The organism is Sphingomonas sp. Leaf28 (assembly GCF_001421685.1).
GTDB lineage: Bacteria > Pseudomonadota > Alphaproteobacteria > Sphingomonadales > Sphingomonadaceae > Sphingomonas > Sphingomonas aurantiaca.
Genome location: NZ_LMKX01000007.1, coordinates 585968 through 601637, shown reverse-complemented (window position 1 = coordinate 601637; position 15670 = coordinate 585968). Strand labels below are relative to the sequence as shown.

Genomic DNA, 15670 nt, shown 5'->3' with positions numbered 1-15670 from the left:
ACGCCACGTCAATGACCGACACCCATCGCACTATGCCCGCCATGACACCCGCGCTCACGACCGTCTTTGCGGTCGCATGCGGGATGATGGTCGCCAACCTCTATTATGCGCAGGCGCTGATCGGCGAGATCGCCCCGGCGCTCGGGCTTCACGGCAGCACCGCGGGGCTGATCGTCACGCTGACGCAGCTCGGTTACGGCGCGGGCCTGTTGCTGATCGTGTCGCTCGCCGATCTGGTCGAGAACCGCCGGCTGATCCTGACGATGGTCGCGGGCACGACGATCGGGCTGATCGGCGTGGTGTTCTCGACCGGTGCCCTGAGCTTCCTCGTCTTTTCGTTCGTCACCGGATTCTGTTCGGTCGGCGCGCAGATCATGGTGCCGCTCGCCGCGCATCTCGCCCCCGATGCGAAGCGCGGGCAGGTGATCGGCAACATCATGGCGGGGCTGATCACCGGGATCATGCTCGCGCGGCCGCTGGCGAGCGGGTTGGCGTCGATCGCCGGCTGGCGTGCGATCTTCGCGGTGTCGGCGGTGGCGATGGTCGCGCTCGCGCTTTTGCTCGCTAAGATGCTGCCCGAACGGCGGCCAAGCCCCGGTCTTGGCTATGCGCAGATCCTCGCGTCCAGTTTCAAGCTGCTCGTGCGGACGCCTGCGATCCGTCGGCGCACCGCGTACCAGACGACGATGTTCGCGATCTTCAACCTGTTCTGGACCGCGGTCCCGCTGGTGCTGGCGACCCGGTTCGGTCTCGGGCAGGGCGGCATCGCTCTGTTCGCCCTGGCAGGGGCGGGCGGTGCGCTGACGGCACCGATCGCCGGACGGCTCGGCGATCGCGGCTATATTCGAATCGGAACGGGCATTGCCCTGGGCAGCGCGATCCTGGCCTGTGTCGTCGCGGGCTGGGCGGGTGCCGCGCATATGCTGATCGTGCTGGCGATCGCAGCGATCCTGCTCGATGCGGCGACACAGCTGAACCAGGTGCTCGGCCAGCGCGTGATCTACTCGATCGCCGCCGACGCCCGCGGGCGAATCAACGCGATCTACATGACCGTCGTGTTCCTGGGCGGCGCGGCAGGGTCGATGCTGGCCTCGTTCAGCCTCTACCATGGCGGCTGGACCGCGACGATGGCGGTGGGAGCCGGCCTTGCGGTGGCGGCGTTCGCACTGTTCCTGACCGAGCCGCGCGGCGATCACATCCTCAGCGGATCCGCATAACCCGTCAGCTCGAGATACCCGCTGCCACCGGGCGTGCGGACCGCCCCCTCCCAATAGACCGGCATTCCACTGCGCCTTGCATCGAGCTCCTGGTCGGCGAACAGCGGGTTGAGGTCCAGCCGGCGAACCCCCTCGGGCAGGCGGATGCTGAGACGTTGCGCGACCGGGTACACAGCGCCGGTCCTCGGCGATCGCCATCGCTTCAGCGCCGCGAAGCGTACGTCGCCGGGCGCGAACCGGACGACCCGGCCGTCGGCGCGTCGGAACGATCCACCCGCCCAGATCTGCCGGCCGCCCGGACCGCGGATCCGGAACGCCATCAGCGCGCCGCCATCGTCGAGGTTGAGCCCGGTCCAGTCCCAGCCGACCGCACCACCGCCGAGATAATCCGACGACCATTCGCGGTCCAGCCACGCCTGGCCCGTGACCGGCTGCGCGCTGCCCTTGCGGGTCAGGCTGCCCGAAACTGCCAGATGCGGCACCGAATAATAATAGCTCGCCTGGTCGGGTAGGGGCCCCTTCTGGCTATACCCGTCCTTGCCCTCGAGCAGCGGCGGCTGGCGCGGCGTCAGCGTCAACGCCAGCGCGAACTCGGGCGTCTTGACGGTGGCGACGAAGCGTCCGTCGGCGAGGCGGCAGATACGCCAGTCGCGCAAGCTGACGTCGGTGTCACCGATCCGCGCCTGGGCGAGCCCGAAACCCGCCCGCGCGGCGCGCTCGCCGTGGAGGAGGTAGCCAACGCTAGGATCGGAGAGCGCGGCATGCGCGAACAGGATCTGCTTGGGCGCGAACTTGCTCGGGTTGGCGGGATCCGTCTGGGGCGTGGTCCGGAAAAACGTGATCTGAAAGCCTAGGTCGCGCTTCTCGCGCGTCTCCAGCCGGCCGGTGACGTACCACCATTCGGTGCGGAACGCCGGATGCGCACCATGCTCGCGCGGGAAGACGAACCGCGCGCCGGGGCGGACAGTCGGATAGTCGGTTGCAGCAGGCGTCGCGGCCGTCAGCGTCACCGCGGCGGCCGCGAGCAGGCCTGTGGACAGGCGTTTGAAACGGCGCGTGAACGGGTAGGGCATCACCAATCCTCCCTGACCATGCGGACCGCATCGGCGGCGATCGCGCGGCGGCCGGCCAGCGTCGCGGTGCCGGCGGCGGCGATCACCAGCGCCCCCGCGACACTGGCCACGATTCCCCAGGGAACGCGCGTTGCCATCGTCCAGTTGAACGATTGCGGGTTAATCACGTGGACCAGCACCTGCGCCATGATCCCGCCCAGCGCGATCCCGGCAATGCCGCCGACCAGGCCGAGCAGCGCGCCTTCGCTCGCCAGCATTGCGACGATCTGGCGTTTGGAGACGCCGATGTGCCGCAGCATCCCGAACTCGCGGGTCCGGGCGATCGTCTGCGCGGACATCGTCGCGGCGACACCCGCGAGCCCGACCAGCACCGCGACGCCTTCCAAGAGATAGGTCACGGCAAAGCTGCGATCGAACAGCTCGAGCGCGTAGCGGCGCAGCGTCGCGGGTCGTGCGATCGAGACGAAGCTGGCAAGCGCGCGGGGCGTCCGGGTCGTTAGCGCCCGCTCTACGCGCGCCGGGTCCGCACTGGGCCGCAGCGTGATCGCCGCCTCGGTTCGGGTGCGGTCGCCGGTCGCCTTGCTATAATCGGTCTCGCGCATCACGATCGCGCCCTGCTGGCGGGCGTAGTCGCGCCAGATGCCGGCGACGGCATAGCGCCCCGCCAGCGGCAGCGTGACGGTCGCGCCGACCTTCCAGTTATAGAGCCGCGCGGCGGGTTCGGAGAGCCAGATCGGGATCGTCCCGGCGGGCAGGCGATCGGCCTTGTCGAGCAGCACGAACCGCGCATCGACCGGGCGCGCGATCAGCGTCACCGGCGGGCGATCCGCGGCGAGCGTCAGCGGAACCTGCCGGCTGAACGCGATACCCGCCACGCCGGGAGTCGCGCGCAGCACCGCCTGCGCGGCGGGATCGAAGCCTGAGCTGCCCTCAACGCGCAAATACAGGTCGTCCGACAGGATCTGACCGAGCCATTCGTCCACCGCGCCGCGGAAGCTGGTCACCATCACCGCCATCGCGATCATCAGCGCGGTGCTCGCGACGATCCCGCACAGGGCGGTGGCAGCCTGCCCGGGCGCGCCATGGAGGTGCTGGATCGCAAGATCGCTGGCGACGCTGCGACCCGAGCGGCGAGCGAGGGGCGCCAATACCGTCCGCGCGAGCCATGGCATCCCGGCGATCCCGCCCGCCAGGATCAGCGCCATGCTCGCAAACCCGAATATGGGAAGTCCGCCGATCGCGGGAAGCAGCGCCGCGACACCGCCGACCGCGATCAGCGCCGCTGCGGGGATCCACGGAACGGGCGTGCGCGGATCGATCATGTCGCCGGCGTTGCGGAGCGCCGCTGCCGGCGCGACACGCGCGGCGATGCGTGCGGGCAGGACGCTCCCTGCAACCGCTGCAAACACGCCGAGCAGGAAGAAGCCTACTGCTGCGGCGGGGGCGAACGCCAACCGGACGCTGCCATCGGCGAAATAGCCCGCGCCGAGATCGCCGCCGAACCTGGTAAGCGCGGCATAGGCCACCGCATAGCCGAGCAGCAGGCCCAGGCTCGATCCGATCAGGCCGATCGCGAGGCCTTCGAGCGCGACCGTGGCGATGATGCCGTTGCGCGGCAAGCCAAGCGTCCGGATCAGTGCGAACGCGCGAAGCCTGCGCGCGACCGACAAGGACTGGGCGGAGAACACCAGGAAGCCGCCGGTCAGCAGCGCGACCAGCGCAAGCATGTCGAGATTGACGCGATACGCGCGGGACAGCGCGTCGCTCCGCGTGGCATCGCTGGCGCTGGTCCCGATCGTCACATCGCGCGGCAGGATCGCGGTCAACGCCGCGGTCGAGGCGCCATCGGCTCGTTTGACGTCGATCCGGTCGAGCCGGCCCAGCCTGCCGAACCGCCACTGCGCGGTGGCGATATCGACGACGCCGATCGCCTGTCCCACCGCGACGCCGGGTAGCGCGCCCGCGACGCGGAGCTGCGTGGCCTTGCCGTTGGCCGCCACGGTCAGCGTGTCACCGGGCCTGACCCGAAGGATACGCAAGGCCGACGACGACAGGAACAGCGCCTGCCCGTCGAACGCGGCATCGGTGCGACGATCGACGCCGGCGGGGGCGATGCCGATCAGCGACGGCGTCACCTGCGCTGCACGGATGACGTCGAGACCCAGCAGCGTGAAGCGCGCCGTGCCCGCGGTCGCGCGCAGAACGACCACCGGGCTCGCATCGGCGACGCCGGTCGCGGTCGCAACCCGCGCATACAGCGCCTCGTCGAAACCAAACGGGGTGGTGGCGTTGACCTGCACGTCCGCTCGCCCATTTACACTGCGCAACGCACCCTCGAATGAAGACAGCGCCGAGCCGTTGACCAGATGGACCGCGAACCCGAGCGCGACGCCGATCGCGATCGCCACCGCGGTCAAGGCGAGCCGGGCAGGGTGCGCGCGCCACTCTCCGCCGATCAGCCACCCCAGCGCAAGTCGCGCCGATAGGAGGTTCATGCTCGGCGTTCCAGGCCGGTAGCCGTCAGAGTCAGGACGATATCGGCGATCGCCGCGGCGGCTTCGGAATGCGTGACGATGATCGCGGCAACGCCGTTCTCCCGGACCGCGCTTGAGAACAAAGCAAGAATCTTAGCCGCAGTCTCGGGATCGAGATTGCCGGTGGGCTCGTCGGCGAGGATGATCGCCGGGCGGTGGACGAGCGCGCGCGCGATGGCGACGCGTTGCAACTCGCCGCCGGACAGATCGCGCGCATAGCCGCCACCGCGGGTATTCAGGCCGACGCGCTCGAGCATCGTGTCCGCCCGCGCAGCGATCGACCGACGGTCCGCAGAGACCAGCGCGAGCGGCAGTGCGATGTTCTGGCGCAAGGTAAGATACGGCAGGACATGGAACGCCTGAAAGACGAACCCGACCCGCGTCGCACGGAGCCGGGTCAACGCCGCTTCGTCGAGTGTCTCCAGACCAACGCCTTCGATCGCGACTTGGCCGGCATCGGGCCGGTCTAGCCCTGCAAGAATGTTGAGCAGCGTCGATTTGCCGACGCCGCTCTCTCCGACGATTGCGATGAGCTGGCCGGGCCTTGCGATCAGGTCGAGGCCGCGGAAGAGTTCGCGACCACCGGGGACCGACTTTGCAAGGCCGGAAACGCGAAGCAGGGCATCATCGTGCATCGCCGGACCATGCCACGCATGGCCGTGGCATGACAGCCGCGGGGCATTGCCTCAGATTGCTTTCGAGTCAGTCTGATCGGTACCGAGCATGCGCGCTCAGGTCGCGCAGGGTCGGCGCGTTCAACACGCCGTATGTTTGACAGGTCGGCGGCTCATCGTAAGGGTCAGTCCACAAGATACTATCCAGATTTTACATAATACATATTATCGATCTCTGTACGCACTGTATCCCGGGGTCGTTTTTCGAGGGCTTTCTATGATTGAACGGCTGACTTCCATCATGGCGCGATTGCGCGATCCGGTCGCGGGTTGCGAATGGGATCGCGTCCAGACCTGGTCGACGATTGCCCCGTACACGATCGAGGAAGCCTATGAGGTCGCCGATGCGATCGCGCGCGACGATGCTGCCGATCTCAAGGACGAACTCGGCGACCTCCTGCTCCAGGTCGTCTTTCACAGCCGTATCGCCGAGGAGTCCGGCGCCTTCACCCTGGCCGACGTCGTCGCCGCGATCAGCGACAAGATGGAACGCCGCCACCCGCATATCTTCGGCGATGCCGCGACCTCGCCCGGCTGGGAAACGATCAAGGCCAGCGAGCGCGCGGAGAAGTCCGATCCCAGCGCGCTGGCCGGGGTCGCGATCGGCCTGCCCGCCTTGGCGCGCGCGGAAAAGCTGCAGAAGCGTGCCGCGCGCGTCGGCTTCGACTGGCCCGATGCCACCGGCCCACTCGCGAAGGTAGTCGAGGAAATCGAAGAGGTTCGCGAGGCTGGCTCAGACACCGTGGCAGAAGAGATCGGCGACCTGCTGTTTGCGGTGACGAACTGGGCGCGGCATCTCGGCGTCGATCCCGAAGCGGCCTTGCGCGCGGGCAATGCCAAGTTCGAGACACGCTTCCGGGCGATCGAGGCCGATGGCGGCGACGCCTTCGCCGCCATGACACTCGATCAGAAGGAAGCCCTATGGCAGGCGGTCAAGCGTCGCGGCGGATGAACCGGTCATAGTCGCTCTCGGATAGCCGCACGTCATAGGTCGTCGCCAGCGCGTCATCCGCGGTGCCGAGCACTTCGCCATGCGCATGCAGCCATGCCGCCCCCGCGCCATCGGTCGCATCGAGCGTGATGCTGTAGCGCCGATGCGCGCCGGTCAGCTTGGCAGCGACCTGCTGGATCAGCGTGTCGACCCCTTCCCCGCTCAACGCAGAGATCGCCACGACGTCGTCGCGCCGTGCGGCCTCCGCCGCGATCCCCTCATGCGTGTCGGCATCGAGCAGATCGAGCTTGTTCCAGACCTCGAAGCGCGGCGTATTCTCGTCGACGCCGATCTCGGCCAGCACGGTCTCGACGTCGGCGCGCTGCGCCTCGCTGTCGGGATGCGCGATATCGCGAATATGGACGAGCAAGTCGGCCGATACGACTTCCTCCAGCGTCGCCTTGAACGCCGCCACCAGCTGGGTCGGCAGGTCCGAGACGAAACCGACCGTGTCGGACAGGATCGCCTTGTCGATGCCGGGAAGCTGGATCTGTCGCAACGTCGGATCGAGCGTGGCGAACAGCAGATCCTCCGCCATGACGTCGGCGCCGGTCAACCGGTTGAACAGCGTCGACTTTCCGGCGTTGGTATAGCCAACCAGCGCGATCACCGGCCACGGCGCGCGTTGGCGACGCTCGCGGTGCAGACCACGCGTGCGGCTGACCTGCTCCAGCTCGCGTTTGAGCCGGGCCATCCGGTCGCGGATCAAACGGCGATCTGCCTCGATCTGCGTCTCGCCCGGACCGCCAAGAAAGCCGAAGCCACCGCGCTGGCGCTCGAGATGCGTCCAGCTTCGGACGAGCCGGCCGGCCTGGTAATCGAGATGCGCGAGCTCGACCTGCAACCGGCCCTCGGCCGTCGCCGCGCGCTCGCCGAAGATTTCGAGGATCAACCCGGTGCGGTCGATCACCTTGGTTTCCAGCGCCTTTTCGAGGTTGCGCTGCTGGACCGGGCTGAGGCTCGCGTCGAACACGACGAGCCCCGCCTCCTCCATCCGCACCTGCGTCGCGAGCAGTTCGACCTGCCCGCTCCCGATCAGCGTCGCCGGTTTTGGCTGGCGGACTCGGTAAGCGATCCGCTCGACGACCTCGACGCCGATCGCCGCGGCGAGCCCGGCGGTCTCCTCCAGGCGCGCATCGACGTCCCGTGACGCGTCGCCCTGGTCGGGCAGCACGACGATCGCACGCGTGCCACGGGTGAACTCGTCCCGATCGCGTTCGAAACCGCTACTCAATCGTCATTGTCCGAATCATCCGCGTCATCCGTATCGGTGGGTTCCTCGGCGAGGTTCAGCGGCCGCGCCGGCTGGATCGTCGAGACGGCGTGCTTGTAGACGAGCTGCGCCATGCCCTCGCGCTGGAGCAGCATGCAGAACAGGTCGAACCCGGCGATCTGACCCTGGAGCATGACTCCGTTGATCAGGAACATCGTCACGCTGTCTTCGGACTTCCGCACCGCATTCAGGAAAATATCCTGCAACAACGGGTGCTTTTTCTGGTTCTCTCCGACCGCATCGACGATCGCCGACACGTCCATCGGCCCCGCCGGCATGATCGTCGAGATCGCATGCTTGTAGATCAGCTGCGACTGGCCGTCGCGACGGAGCAGAACCGAAAAATTATCGAACCATGTGACGATGCCCTGGAGCTTGACGCCCTTGACGAGAAACATGGTGACCGGCGTCTTCGAGCGCCGGAGTGCGTTCAGGAACAGATCCTGCAGCGAGCCTGGTTTATCGGCCAATGGGATAACCCTTTGTTTTTGGCGGGACTTTGCCCGCGAGGCGCTGTTTCCCAGCGTCGGAGATGCACCCGATTACCGGGCGCAGCGTATGATCTATGATCGCCGCCCTCATAGTTCCAGAGGGCGGCGAAATTGCGGCGTGTTATTCGTCGCGTGTTTCGGTGATCCCGAGCAGCTTCAGCTTACGGTGCAGTGCCGAGCGCTCCATGCCGATGAAGCTCGCCGTCCGCGAGATATTGCCCGAGAAACGGCGGATCTGGACGCGGAGATATTCGCGCTCGAACGTCTCGCGCGCCTCGCGCAACGGCGAGCCCATGATCGCGGTGCCGCCCGCGGCCCCCATATCACCCTGATCGCCGAGCACCTCGGCGGGCAACAGGTCGATATCGATTCGGCCGATCCGGTCCCCCGGCGCGAGAATGATCGTCCGCTCCACCACGTTGCGAAGCTGGCGGACGTTGCCGGGCCAGTCATAGGATTGCAGCGCGACCATCGCATCGGGCGCGATCTCCGGCGTCGGCACGCGGCGTTCGGACGCGTAGTGCGCGATGAAATGCTGGACCAGCGCGGGGATATCCTCGCGGCGGTCGGAGAGCGGCGGGATCGTCACTGGGACGACGTTGAGCCGATAATAGAGATCCTCGCGGAACCGCCCCTCGGAAATCTCGAACACCAGGTCGCGCGCGGTCGCCGAGACGACTCGCACGTCGACCTTAACGACGCGCGTGCCCCCGACGCGCGTAAAGCTCTGGTCGGTCAGCGCACGCAGGATTCGCGCCTGCGTCGTGATCGGCATGTCGGCGATCTCGTCGAGGAACAGCGTGCCGCCATGCGCCTGCTCGAACAGGCCGGGACGGACGAGATCGCCCGCCTCCTCGACCCCGAACAGCTCTTCATCGACACGTTCTGGCGTCATCCGCGCGGCGCTGACCACGATGAACGGCGCGTCGGTCCGTAGGCTCCAGCCATGGAGCAGCCGCGCGGCGACCTCCTTGCCGACCCCGGCACCGCCCATGACGAGCACGCGGCTGCCGGTCGCCGCGACACGCTTGAGCGTCGCGCGGACGCCGTTGATCGCGCCCGAGCTGCCGGTCAGGTCGGTTTCGCGACCGACCGTCGCCCGCAGGGTCGCGACCTCGCGCCGCAGCCGTTCAGTCTCGGTCGCGCGCGCCACCATCAGCAGCAGTCGCTCGGCCTCAAACGGCTTTTCGATGAAATCGGACGCACCGCGCCGGATCGCGGCGACCGCGGTGTCGAGATTGCCGTGGCCCGAGATGACCAGCACCGGGATCGAGGGATCGCGTCGCTTGATCTCGTCGAGCAGTTCGAGCCCGTCGAGCCGCGAGCCCTGCAGCCAGACGTCGAGCAGCACGAGCGATGGACGCCGGGCGGCGATCGCCTCGAGCGCGGAATCGCTGTCGCCAGCGTCGCGCGTGGCATAGCCTTCGTCCTCAAGGACGCCGGCGACCAGTTCGCGAATGTCACGTTCGTCGTCCACGACGAGAATATCGAGCGCCATCAAATCATGTCCGGTTGCGAGTCATGGTGGCGAGTTGGCCGTCCCCTGCCCCCTCGGCGAGCGCCCCTCGTGAGTCGAGCCCCCCCTGGTCCAGTCCGCCTTGGTCGAGTGCGGCCAAGGCCCTGGTATCGAAGATCATCGTGACGATCGTGCCGCCACCCGGCCGATCGGAGAACCCGATCGTGCCGCAATGTTCCTCAATGATCTTCTTGACGATGGCAAGCCCGAGGCCAGTCCCGCGCGCCCGCGTCGTGACATAGGGCTCCATGATCCGATCGCGATCGGCGGGCAGGCCGACGCCCGTATCCGCCACCGCGATCGTCACGCTGCGGCCCGGCTCCTGGCTGAGCGTCATCGTTACCGAACCACCAGGTTCGCCCTTCGTATCAATAGCTTCGACCGCGTTCTTCACGATGTTCGTCAACGCTTGGCCGATCTGTCGGCGGTCGCAGACCAGCGCCAGCGCGGGGTCATCATTGGCGAGATGGAAGCCGATCGCGGGATGCGCCACCTCGTGCAGGAAAAGCGCCTGACGGGCGGCGTCGACGAGCGATTCCTCGCGGAAGACGGGCTTGGGCATCCGCGCGAACGAGGAAAATTCGTCGACCATCCGGCGCAAGTCGCCAACCTGGCGGATGATCGTGTCGGTCAGCCGCGAGAACGTCCCATCCTGCATCTCGGCCTTAGCGCCATAGCGGCGTTGCAGGCGCTCGGCGGCGAGCTGGATCGGCGTCAGCGGGTTCTTGATCTCGTGCGCGATCCGCCGGGCTACGTCGGACCAGGCAGCGCGCCGCTGATCGAGCAATTGCTGCGTGATGTCGTCGAAGGTGAGGATCGGTCCGGTCGCGGGACGCGCGATACGCACTGCCAGCGTGCGGACGTCACCGCCCTGCCCGACCTCGACGATCGCCTCGCGGTCACCGCCGTCGAGCATCGCATCGAGCTCGGGCGCCACATCGACCAGCTTGCGCCCGACCAGCCCGCCGGCATCGGTACCGAGCAACGCCACCGCGGACTCGTTGGCGATCGTGATCCGCCGCTCGCGCCCCGTCGCCACGACGCCCGCCGAAACGCCCGCCATCACCGCCTCGATCAGCGCGCGACGATTCTCGAGCTGGCCGTTCGCAGTGACGAGATCGGTGTTCTGCGCCTCGAGCTGGCCGGTCATCTGGTTGAACGCGTTGGCGAGCGTGCCGACCTCGTCGCGGCTGCGCGGATCGGGAACGCGCGCGGTCAGGTCGCCCCCGGCGACACGCCGTGCGGCATCGACGAGTTCGCCGACGGGCCGGACGAGCCGATCGGCCACCGCGAGCGCGATCCACACCGCCACGCCGACGATCAGCAACGAGATCACCAGCAACGCGGCATTGAACCGCAGCTGCAAGCTCCGCGATCGCGCGAGCAGCGAGCGGTAGCTCGTCAGCACCTCGTTCGCGCGGATCGTCTGGCCGGACAGCAGCTTCGTGTCCTCGACGCGGCCGGCATAGAGGAACAGCTCGTCCGAGCCGGGGAGCAACGTGATGGTCTGGATCCGGTCGCCGGTGACCGCGACCACCGCCGACTTGCCTGCGCGCAGCTGGGCGATCGACTGGGGGGTGACCTGGCGTGCGAAATCGATCTTGTAGGGGTCGACCACCGCGAAGGTCTGGATCTCGTTCTGCGGCGTGACCTTGAACAACGCCGCCTCGGACAGGCTGCGATAATAGACCTGCTGGAGGAAATAGCCGGAGAAATCGGGGCTCTCGAGCGACTTCTCGCGCAGATAGCCCGACATGTCGGCGGCCATCGTCACGGTCGCCTCCTCCCACCGGCTGAGCTGGCGCGCATAGGAGGATTGTGCGAGCGCGGTGGCGTTCTCGAGCATCCCACGTGCCTGGTCGGAATACCAGAACTGGACGCCATATTGGAACAGCAGCGACGCGAAGATCGTCACGAGCAGCATCGGCACCGCGGCGACGATCGAAAAGAGCGCGACGAGCCTGACGTGGAGCCGCCCGCCGCCGCCGACCGGCGACCGCGCCGCGCGCCGCATCGCAACGCGCCGGCCGAGCAGCATCAGCAGCGCGATGCCGGGAACGAGATTGGCCACCAGCAGCAGCGCAACCAGCGGCGGGGCGAGCAGCCGTTGCGGTGCATCGGTGCCGGTGATGATGAAATAGCTCGTAACGCCGATCGCCACGGCGATCGCAAGCACCAGTCCCTCGACCGCAGGCGTCACCGCGAACCGGTGCGCGGGCCCGTCATCATCCATCGGTAGCGTCGCGGAAGCGATCATCGTTGCCCCGATACAACGTCAACCGTTGCCGGGAAACCACATAATGACAGAATTAGCGTCGTTCTCGTTCTTCCGCGCGATCACCGTCTAGCGCGGTGCCGCCGATATCGATGCCCAGCGTATCCAGTCGTTTGCGCAGCGTGTTGCGGTTGATCCCCATCGCGCGCGCGGCGCGGAGCTGGTTCTGGCCGTGGCGCGCCAACATCGCCTCGATCAGCGGGCGTTCGACCTCGCCGATGACGCGGTCGTACAGCGTGCCGTCGTCGAGCGCGGCGGGATTGTCGCGCGCGATCCGTTCGATCATCGCGCGGACCGCATGGCCGATCTCGATATCGACCGGTTCGCCGATGATCGCCTGCGTCCCGATCATCGCCCGGATCGCGTCCGCGCCGATCACCTCGTCGCGCGCGAGCACCGCCAGCCGTCGCATTAGATTCTCGAGTTCGCGGACGTTGCCTGGCCAGTCATGCGCGCCGAGTTCGGTGAGTGCGTCGCTGCCGAGTTGCCGACGTGGCAGCCCCTGGATCGCGGCATGGTCGAGGAAATGCCGTGCGAGCAGCGCAATGTCCTGACGCCGCTCACGCAACGCCGGCAGCGCGATTGGCACGACGTTGAGACGGTAGAACAAGTCTTCGCGAAACTGCCCCGCCGCGACCTGCGCGTTCAGATCGCGATTGGTCGCGGCGACGATGCGGACGTCGACGCGGATCGTCCGCGCACCACCCACGCTGGTGAATTCGCCCGACTGGAGCACGCGGAGGAGCCGGGTCTGCGCCTCCATCGGCATGTCGCCGATCTCGTCGAGAAACAACGTGCCGCCCGCCGCCTGTTCGAAGCGGCCGGCGTTACGCGTCGCGGCGCCGGTAAACGCACCGCGCTCGTGCCCGAACAGCTCGGCCTCGATCAGTTCGCGCGGGATCGCGGCCATGTTGATCGCGACGAACGGCGCGGCGTTGCGCGGCCCGAGATCGTGGATCGCGCGCGCGACGAGTTCCTTGCCGGTGCCCGATTCGCCCGAGATCAGCACGGTCAGGTCGTTCGAAACCACGCGCGCGATGATCCGGTACACGTCCTGCATCGCCGCCGACCGGCCGATCAGCGGCAGCGCACGATCCTCGTCGGCGAGCGCATCCTCGCCGACCATCCCGCCGCGCGCGAGCGCACCGGCGACCGCGCGCGTCAGCACGTCGAGGTCGAACGGCTTGGGCAAATATTCATACGCGCCGACCTCGGCCGCGCGGACCGCGGTGGTCAGCGTGTTCTGCGCAGACAGGACGATGATCGGCAGCAGGGGAAAGCGCGCGGCCACGCTGCGGACGTGATCGATCCCGTCGCCATCGGGCAGCACGACGTCGGTCACGATCACATCGGGGAGCGAGACGGCCAAGGCGCGTTCGAGTTGCGCGATGCTGTCCGCCGAGGTGACGTCATGCCCGGCACGGCGCAACGCCTGCGCGACGACGGTGCGAATCGCGGCATCGTCGTCGACGACCAGGACCGTGCTCATGACGCGGCTCGCGGGAGCAGCAGGCGCAGGGCGGTCATTTCGGGCGTACCTTCTCTGGCGTATTGGACGATTCCGCCCATGTCGCGGGTCAGCTTGTCGACGAGCGCGAGGCCCAGCCCCTGCCCTTCGCGACGGCCGGAGACGAACGGATCGAACAGGTGATCGGCGATGTCGGCAGGTGCACCCGGACCGTTGTCGAAGATGCAGATCTCGATCGGCAGCGGCAGACGGGGTTTGCCGGGCCCCGCGCTGACGGTGATGCCGTGACGGTAGGCGGTGGTGAGGACGATGCGCGGTTCGCGTTCGTTTCGAACGGCTTCGCGCGCGTTCTTGAGCAGGTTTATGACGATCTGCAGCAGCGCATCGCGGTTGATCTGCGCGGGCGGCAGCGACGGATCGAAGCGCTCCTCGATCGAAATGCCGCGCGCGAACCCGGCAAGCGCAAGCCGGCGCGCATGGCCGAGCAGCGGATAGATATTCTCGCTGGCGAGCGGCAGCGGACGGGTATCGCTGAAATCCTGCATCCGGTCGATCAGCGCGGCGATCCGGTCGACCTCGGTCACGATCAGCGTCGTGAGTTCGCCGGCGCCCAGCAACTGCGCCGCACCCCGTATGCCCGACAGCGGGTTCTTGATTTCGTGCGCGAGCATGGCCGCGGCCCCGACGGCCGCCCTCGCTCCGGCTGCGCGGTCCGCGGAGTGGCCGAGACGGCGCGAGGTTGCGGCGGCGTGCAGCGTGATCGCCCGCCAGCCCGGATAATCAGCGATCTGCGTCTCGGCGAAGTCGACGCGGATCTTCACGCCGCGCGCGGTGGACATCTCGGTGTCGTAGACCGCCAGGCCGTGACCGTCGCGGTTGCGGGGATCGTCGGGCGACGGGATGATCGCGTCGAGCGGCTGGCCGATCATGAGCCGCTCGGAGAGGTTCAGCAGTTGCTCGGCGAGCGCATTGGCATGCGCAACGCGGTGGTCGGGATCGACGACGACGACCGCGACCGGCAGAGCGGAGAACAGTTCCGCAAAGCCAGGCCGCAGACGAGAACGCGCGTCAGGCGGCAGCAAGATCGCGCCAGGGAGCGTAGAACTCGGCCAGCATCGCCTTGACCTGCTTGGGATCGGGGATCTGGTTCACCTTGTTGCGGAACTCGGCCGAACCGGGGAGCCCCTTGGTGTACCAGCCGATATGCTTGCGCGCCATGTTGACCCCGGTCTCGGTCCCGTAATGCTCAAGCATCGCCTCGTAATGGCCGGCGATCGCATCATATTGCTCGGTGATCGACGGATCCTCGATGCGGCGGCCGGTGGCGAACCACTCCATCACCTGTCCCAGCACCCAGGGCCGGCCATAGGCGCCGCGACCGATCATCAGCCCGTCCGCGCCCGACTGGTCCATCGCCGCCTCGGCGTCCTCGATCGTGCAGATGTCGCCGTTTACGATCACCGGAACGCTCACCGCGTCCTTGACCTTGCGGACAAAGCCCCAGTCCGCACTGCCCTTGTACATCTGGTTGCGCGTGCGGCCATGAACAGTGATCAACTTGATGCCGAGGTCCTCGGCGATCCGCGCGAGATCGGGCGCGTTGAGGCTGTCGTGGCACCAGCCCATCCGCATTTTCAGAGTCACGGGGACGTCGACCGCCTTCACGGTCGCCTCAATGATCGCGCTGGCGAGCTTGGTGTCGCGCATCAGCGCAGACCCCGCATCGCCGTTGACGACCTTGCGTACCGGACAGCCCATATTGATGTCGATGATCGCCGCGCCGCGATCCTGGCTGAGCTTGGCCGCCTCGCCCATCTCGTACGGCGTGCAGCCGATGAGCTGCATCGACACCGGTTCCTCGAGCCGGTCCCACGCCGCCTTCTGCAGCGACTGGCGCGTCTCGCGGATCGCCGCTTGGCTCGCGACCATTTCGGTCACGTTGAGGCCCGAGCCATAACGCCGCACCAGCGTGCGGAACGGCATGTCGGTGACGCCAGTCATCGGCGCGAGCACGACGGGGCTTTCGATCCGGACGGGACCGATCTGGATGGGGGTCAAGTTACGCATGAATGTGCCTGAAAAAGAGGCATCCCCCTACCCCACCCTGCGGTGTGCCGCAAGACTGGCGAGTGCCGGGATGAACCGCTAGGTCGCGGGG

General features: G+C 67.5%; 12 protein-coding genes. 2 read left to right on the top strand and 10 right to left on the bottom strand.

The window, feature by feature from the left end; all coding sequences use genetic code 11:
• Positions 1-11: 11 nt before the first annotated feature.
• Positions 12-1217 (top strand): MFS transporter, encoded by a 1206-nt coding sequence (locus ASE79_RS09245; RefSeq protein WP_056415059.1) that lies wholly within the window; start codon positions 12-14, stop codon positions 1215-1217.
• On the opposite strand, the gene ASE79_RS09240 is transcribed toward ASE79_RS09245, so the two are convergent.
• From ASE79_RS09240 to ASE79_RS09230, 3 genes are read right to left on the bottom strand one after another with little or no spacing between them, the layout of a single operon-like run.
• Positions 1193-2290 (bottom strand): lipocalin-like domain-containing protein, encoded by a 1098-nt coding sequence (locus ASE79_RS09240; protein WP_082445204.1) that lies wholly within the window; start codon positions 2288-2290, stop codon positions 1193-1195. The genes ASE79_RS09245 and ASE79_RS09240 overlap by 25 nt on opposite strands.
• A complete protein-coding gene (locus tag ASE79_RS09235; RefSeq protein ID WP_056415056.1) occupies positions 2290-4785 on the bottom strand; it encodes an FtsX-like permease family protein in 2496 nt (831 codons plus the stop codon). The genes ASE79_RS09240 and ASE79_RS09235 overlap by 1 nt, the downstream gene beginning before the upstream one ends.
• Entirely contained in the window at positions 4782-5459 is a 678-nt protein-coding gene (locus ASE79_RS09230) for an ABC transporter ATP-binding protein (RefSeq protein WP_056415054.1), read from the bottom strand. Before ASE79_RS09230 ends, ASE79_RS09235 begins: the two co-directional genes overlap by 4 nt.
• A 256-nt stretch (positions 5460-5715) precedes the next feature.
• Here ASE79_RS09230 and mazG point away from each other — a divergent pair, with 256 nt between their 5' ends.
• Positions 5716-6450, top strand: coding sequence for a nucleoside triphosphate pyrophosphohydrolase (gene mazG, locus ASE79_RS09225; protein ID WP_056415052.1), 735 nt, complete (start codon positions 5716-5718; stop codon positions 6448-6450).
• On the opposite strand, the gene hflX is transcribed toward mazG, so the two are convergent.
• From hflX to dusB, 7 genes are all read right to left on the bottom strand, one after another.
• Positions 6431-7723: a GTPase HflX gene (gene hflX / locus ASE79_RS09220; protein ID WP_056415048.1), complete on the bottom strand. Its 1293-nt coding sequence runs from the start codon at positions 7721-7723 to the stop codon at positions 6431-6433. The genes mazG and hflX overlap by 20 nt on opposite strands.
• Positions 7720-8286, bottom strand: coding sequence for an RNA chaperone Hfq (hfq, locus tag ASE79_RS09215; protein ID WP_082445203.1), 567 nt, complete (start codon positions 8284-8286; stop codon positions 7720-7722). The genes hflX and hfq overlap by 4 nt, the downstream gene beginning before the upstream one ends.
• Before the next feature lie 88 nt (positions 8287-8374).
• Positions 8375-9751, bottom strand: a complete 1377-nt coding sequence (locus ASE79_RS09210; RefSeq protein ID WP_056415042.1) for a sigma-54-dependent transcriptional regulator — start codon at positions 9749-9751, stop codon at positions 8375-8377.
• A 4-nt stretch (positions 9752-9755) separates the two neighbouring features.
• On the bottom strand, positions 9756-12026 hold the full coding sequence (locus tag ASE79_RS09205; protein WP_156359629.1) for an ATP-binding protein: 2271 nt from the start codon (positions 12024-12026) through the stop codon (positions 9756-9758).
• A 52-nt stretch (positions 12027-12078) separates the two neighbouring features.
• Entirely contained in the window at positions 12079-13533 is a 1455-nt protein-coding gene (gene ntrC / locus ASE79_RS09200; RefSeq protein WP_056415036.1) for a nitrogen regulation protein NR(I), read from the bottom strand.
• Positions 13530-14594: a two-component system sensor histidine kinase NtrB gene (locus tag ASE79_RS09195; protein ID WP_235516828.1), complete on the bottom strand. Its 1065-nt coding sequence runs from the start codon at positions 14592-14594 to the stop codon at positions 13530-13532. The genes ntrC and ASE79_RS09195 overlap by 4 nt, the downstream gene beginning before the upstream one ends.
• Positions 14581-15579, bottom strand: a complete 999-nt coding sequence (gene dusB, locus ASE79_RS09190; protein ID WP_056415030.1) for a tRNA dihydrouridine synthase DusB — start codon at positions 15577-15579, stop codon at positions 14581-14583. The genes ASE79_RS09195 and dusB overlap by 14 nt, the downstream gene beginning before the upstream one ends.
• Between the last annotated feature and the right edge of the window lie 91 nt (positions 15580-15670).

What these genes read in the sequence shown, in the direction of transcription:
- ASE79_RS09240 (WP_082445204.1), bottom strand. Translation starts at nt 2,290, where the DNA reads ATGCCCTACCCGTTCACGCGCCGTTTCAAACGCCTGTCCACAGGCCTG.
- mazG (WP_056415052.1), top strand. Translation starts at nt 5,716, where the DNA reads ATGATTGAACGGCTGACTTCCATCATGGCGCGATTGCGCGATCCGGTC.
- ASE79_RS09210 (WP_056415042.1), bottom strand. Translation starts at nt 9,751, where the DNA reads ATGGCGCTCGATATTCTCGTCGTGGACGACGAACGTGACATTCGCGAA.
- ASE79_RS09235 (WP_056415056.1), bottom strand. Translation starts at nt 4,785, where the DNA reads ATGAACCTCCTATCGGCGCGACTTGCGCTGGGGTGGCTGATCGGCGGA.
- ASE79_RS09230 (WP_056415054.1), bottom strand. Translation starts at nt 5,459, where the DNA reads ATGCACGATGATGCCCTGCTTCGCGTTTCCGGCCTTGCAAAGTCGGTC.
- ASE79_RS09245 (WP_056415059.1), top strand. Translation starts at nt 12, where the DNA reads ATGACCGACACCCATCGCACTATGCCCGCCATGACACCCGCGCTCACG.
- ntrC (WP_056415036.1), bottom strand. Translation starts at nt 13,533, where the DNA reads ATGAGCACGGTCCTGGTCGTCGACGACGATGCCGCGATTCGCACCGTC.
- ASE79_RS09205 (WP_156359629.1), bottom strand. Translation starts at nt 12,026, where the DNA reads ATGATCGCTTCCGCGACGCTACCGATGGATGATGACGGGCCCGCGCAC.
- dusB (WP_056415030.1), bottom strand. Translation starts at nt 15,579, where the DNA reads ATGCGTAACTTGACCCCCATCCAGATCGGTCCCGTCCGGATCGAAAGC.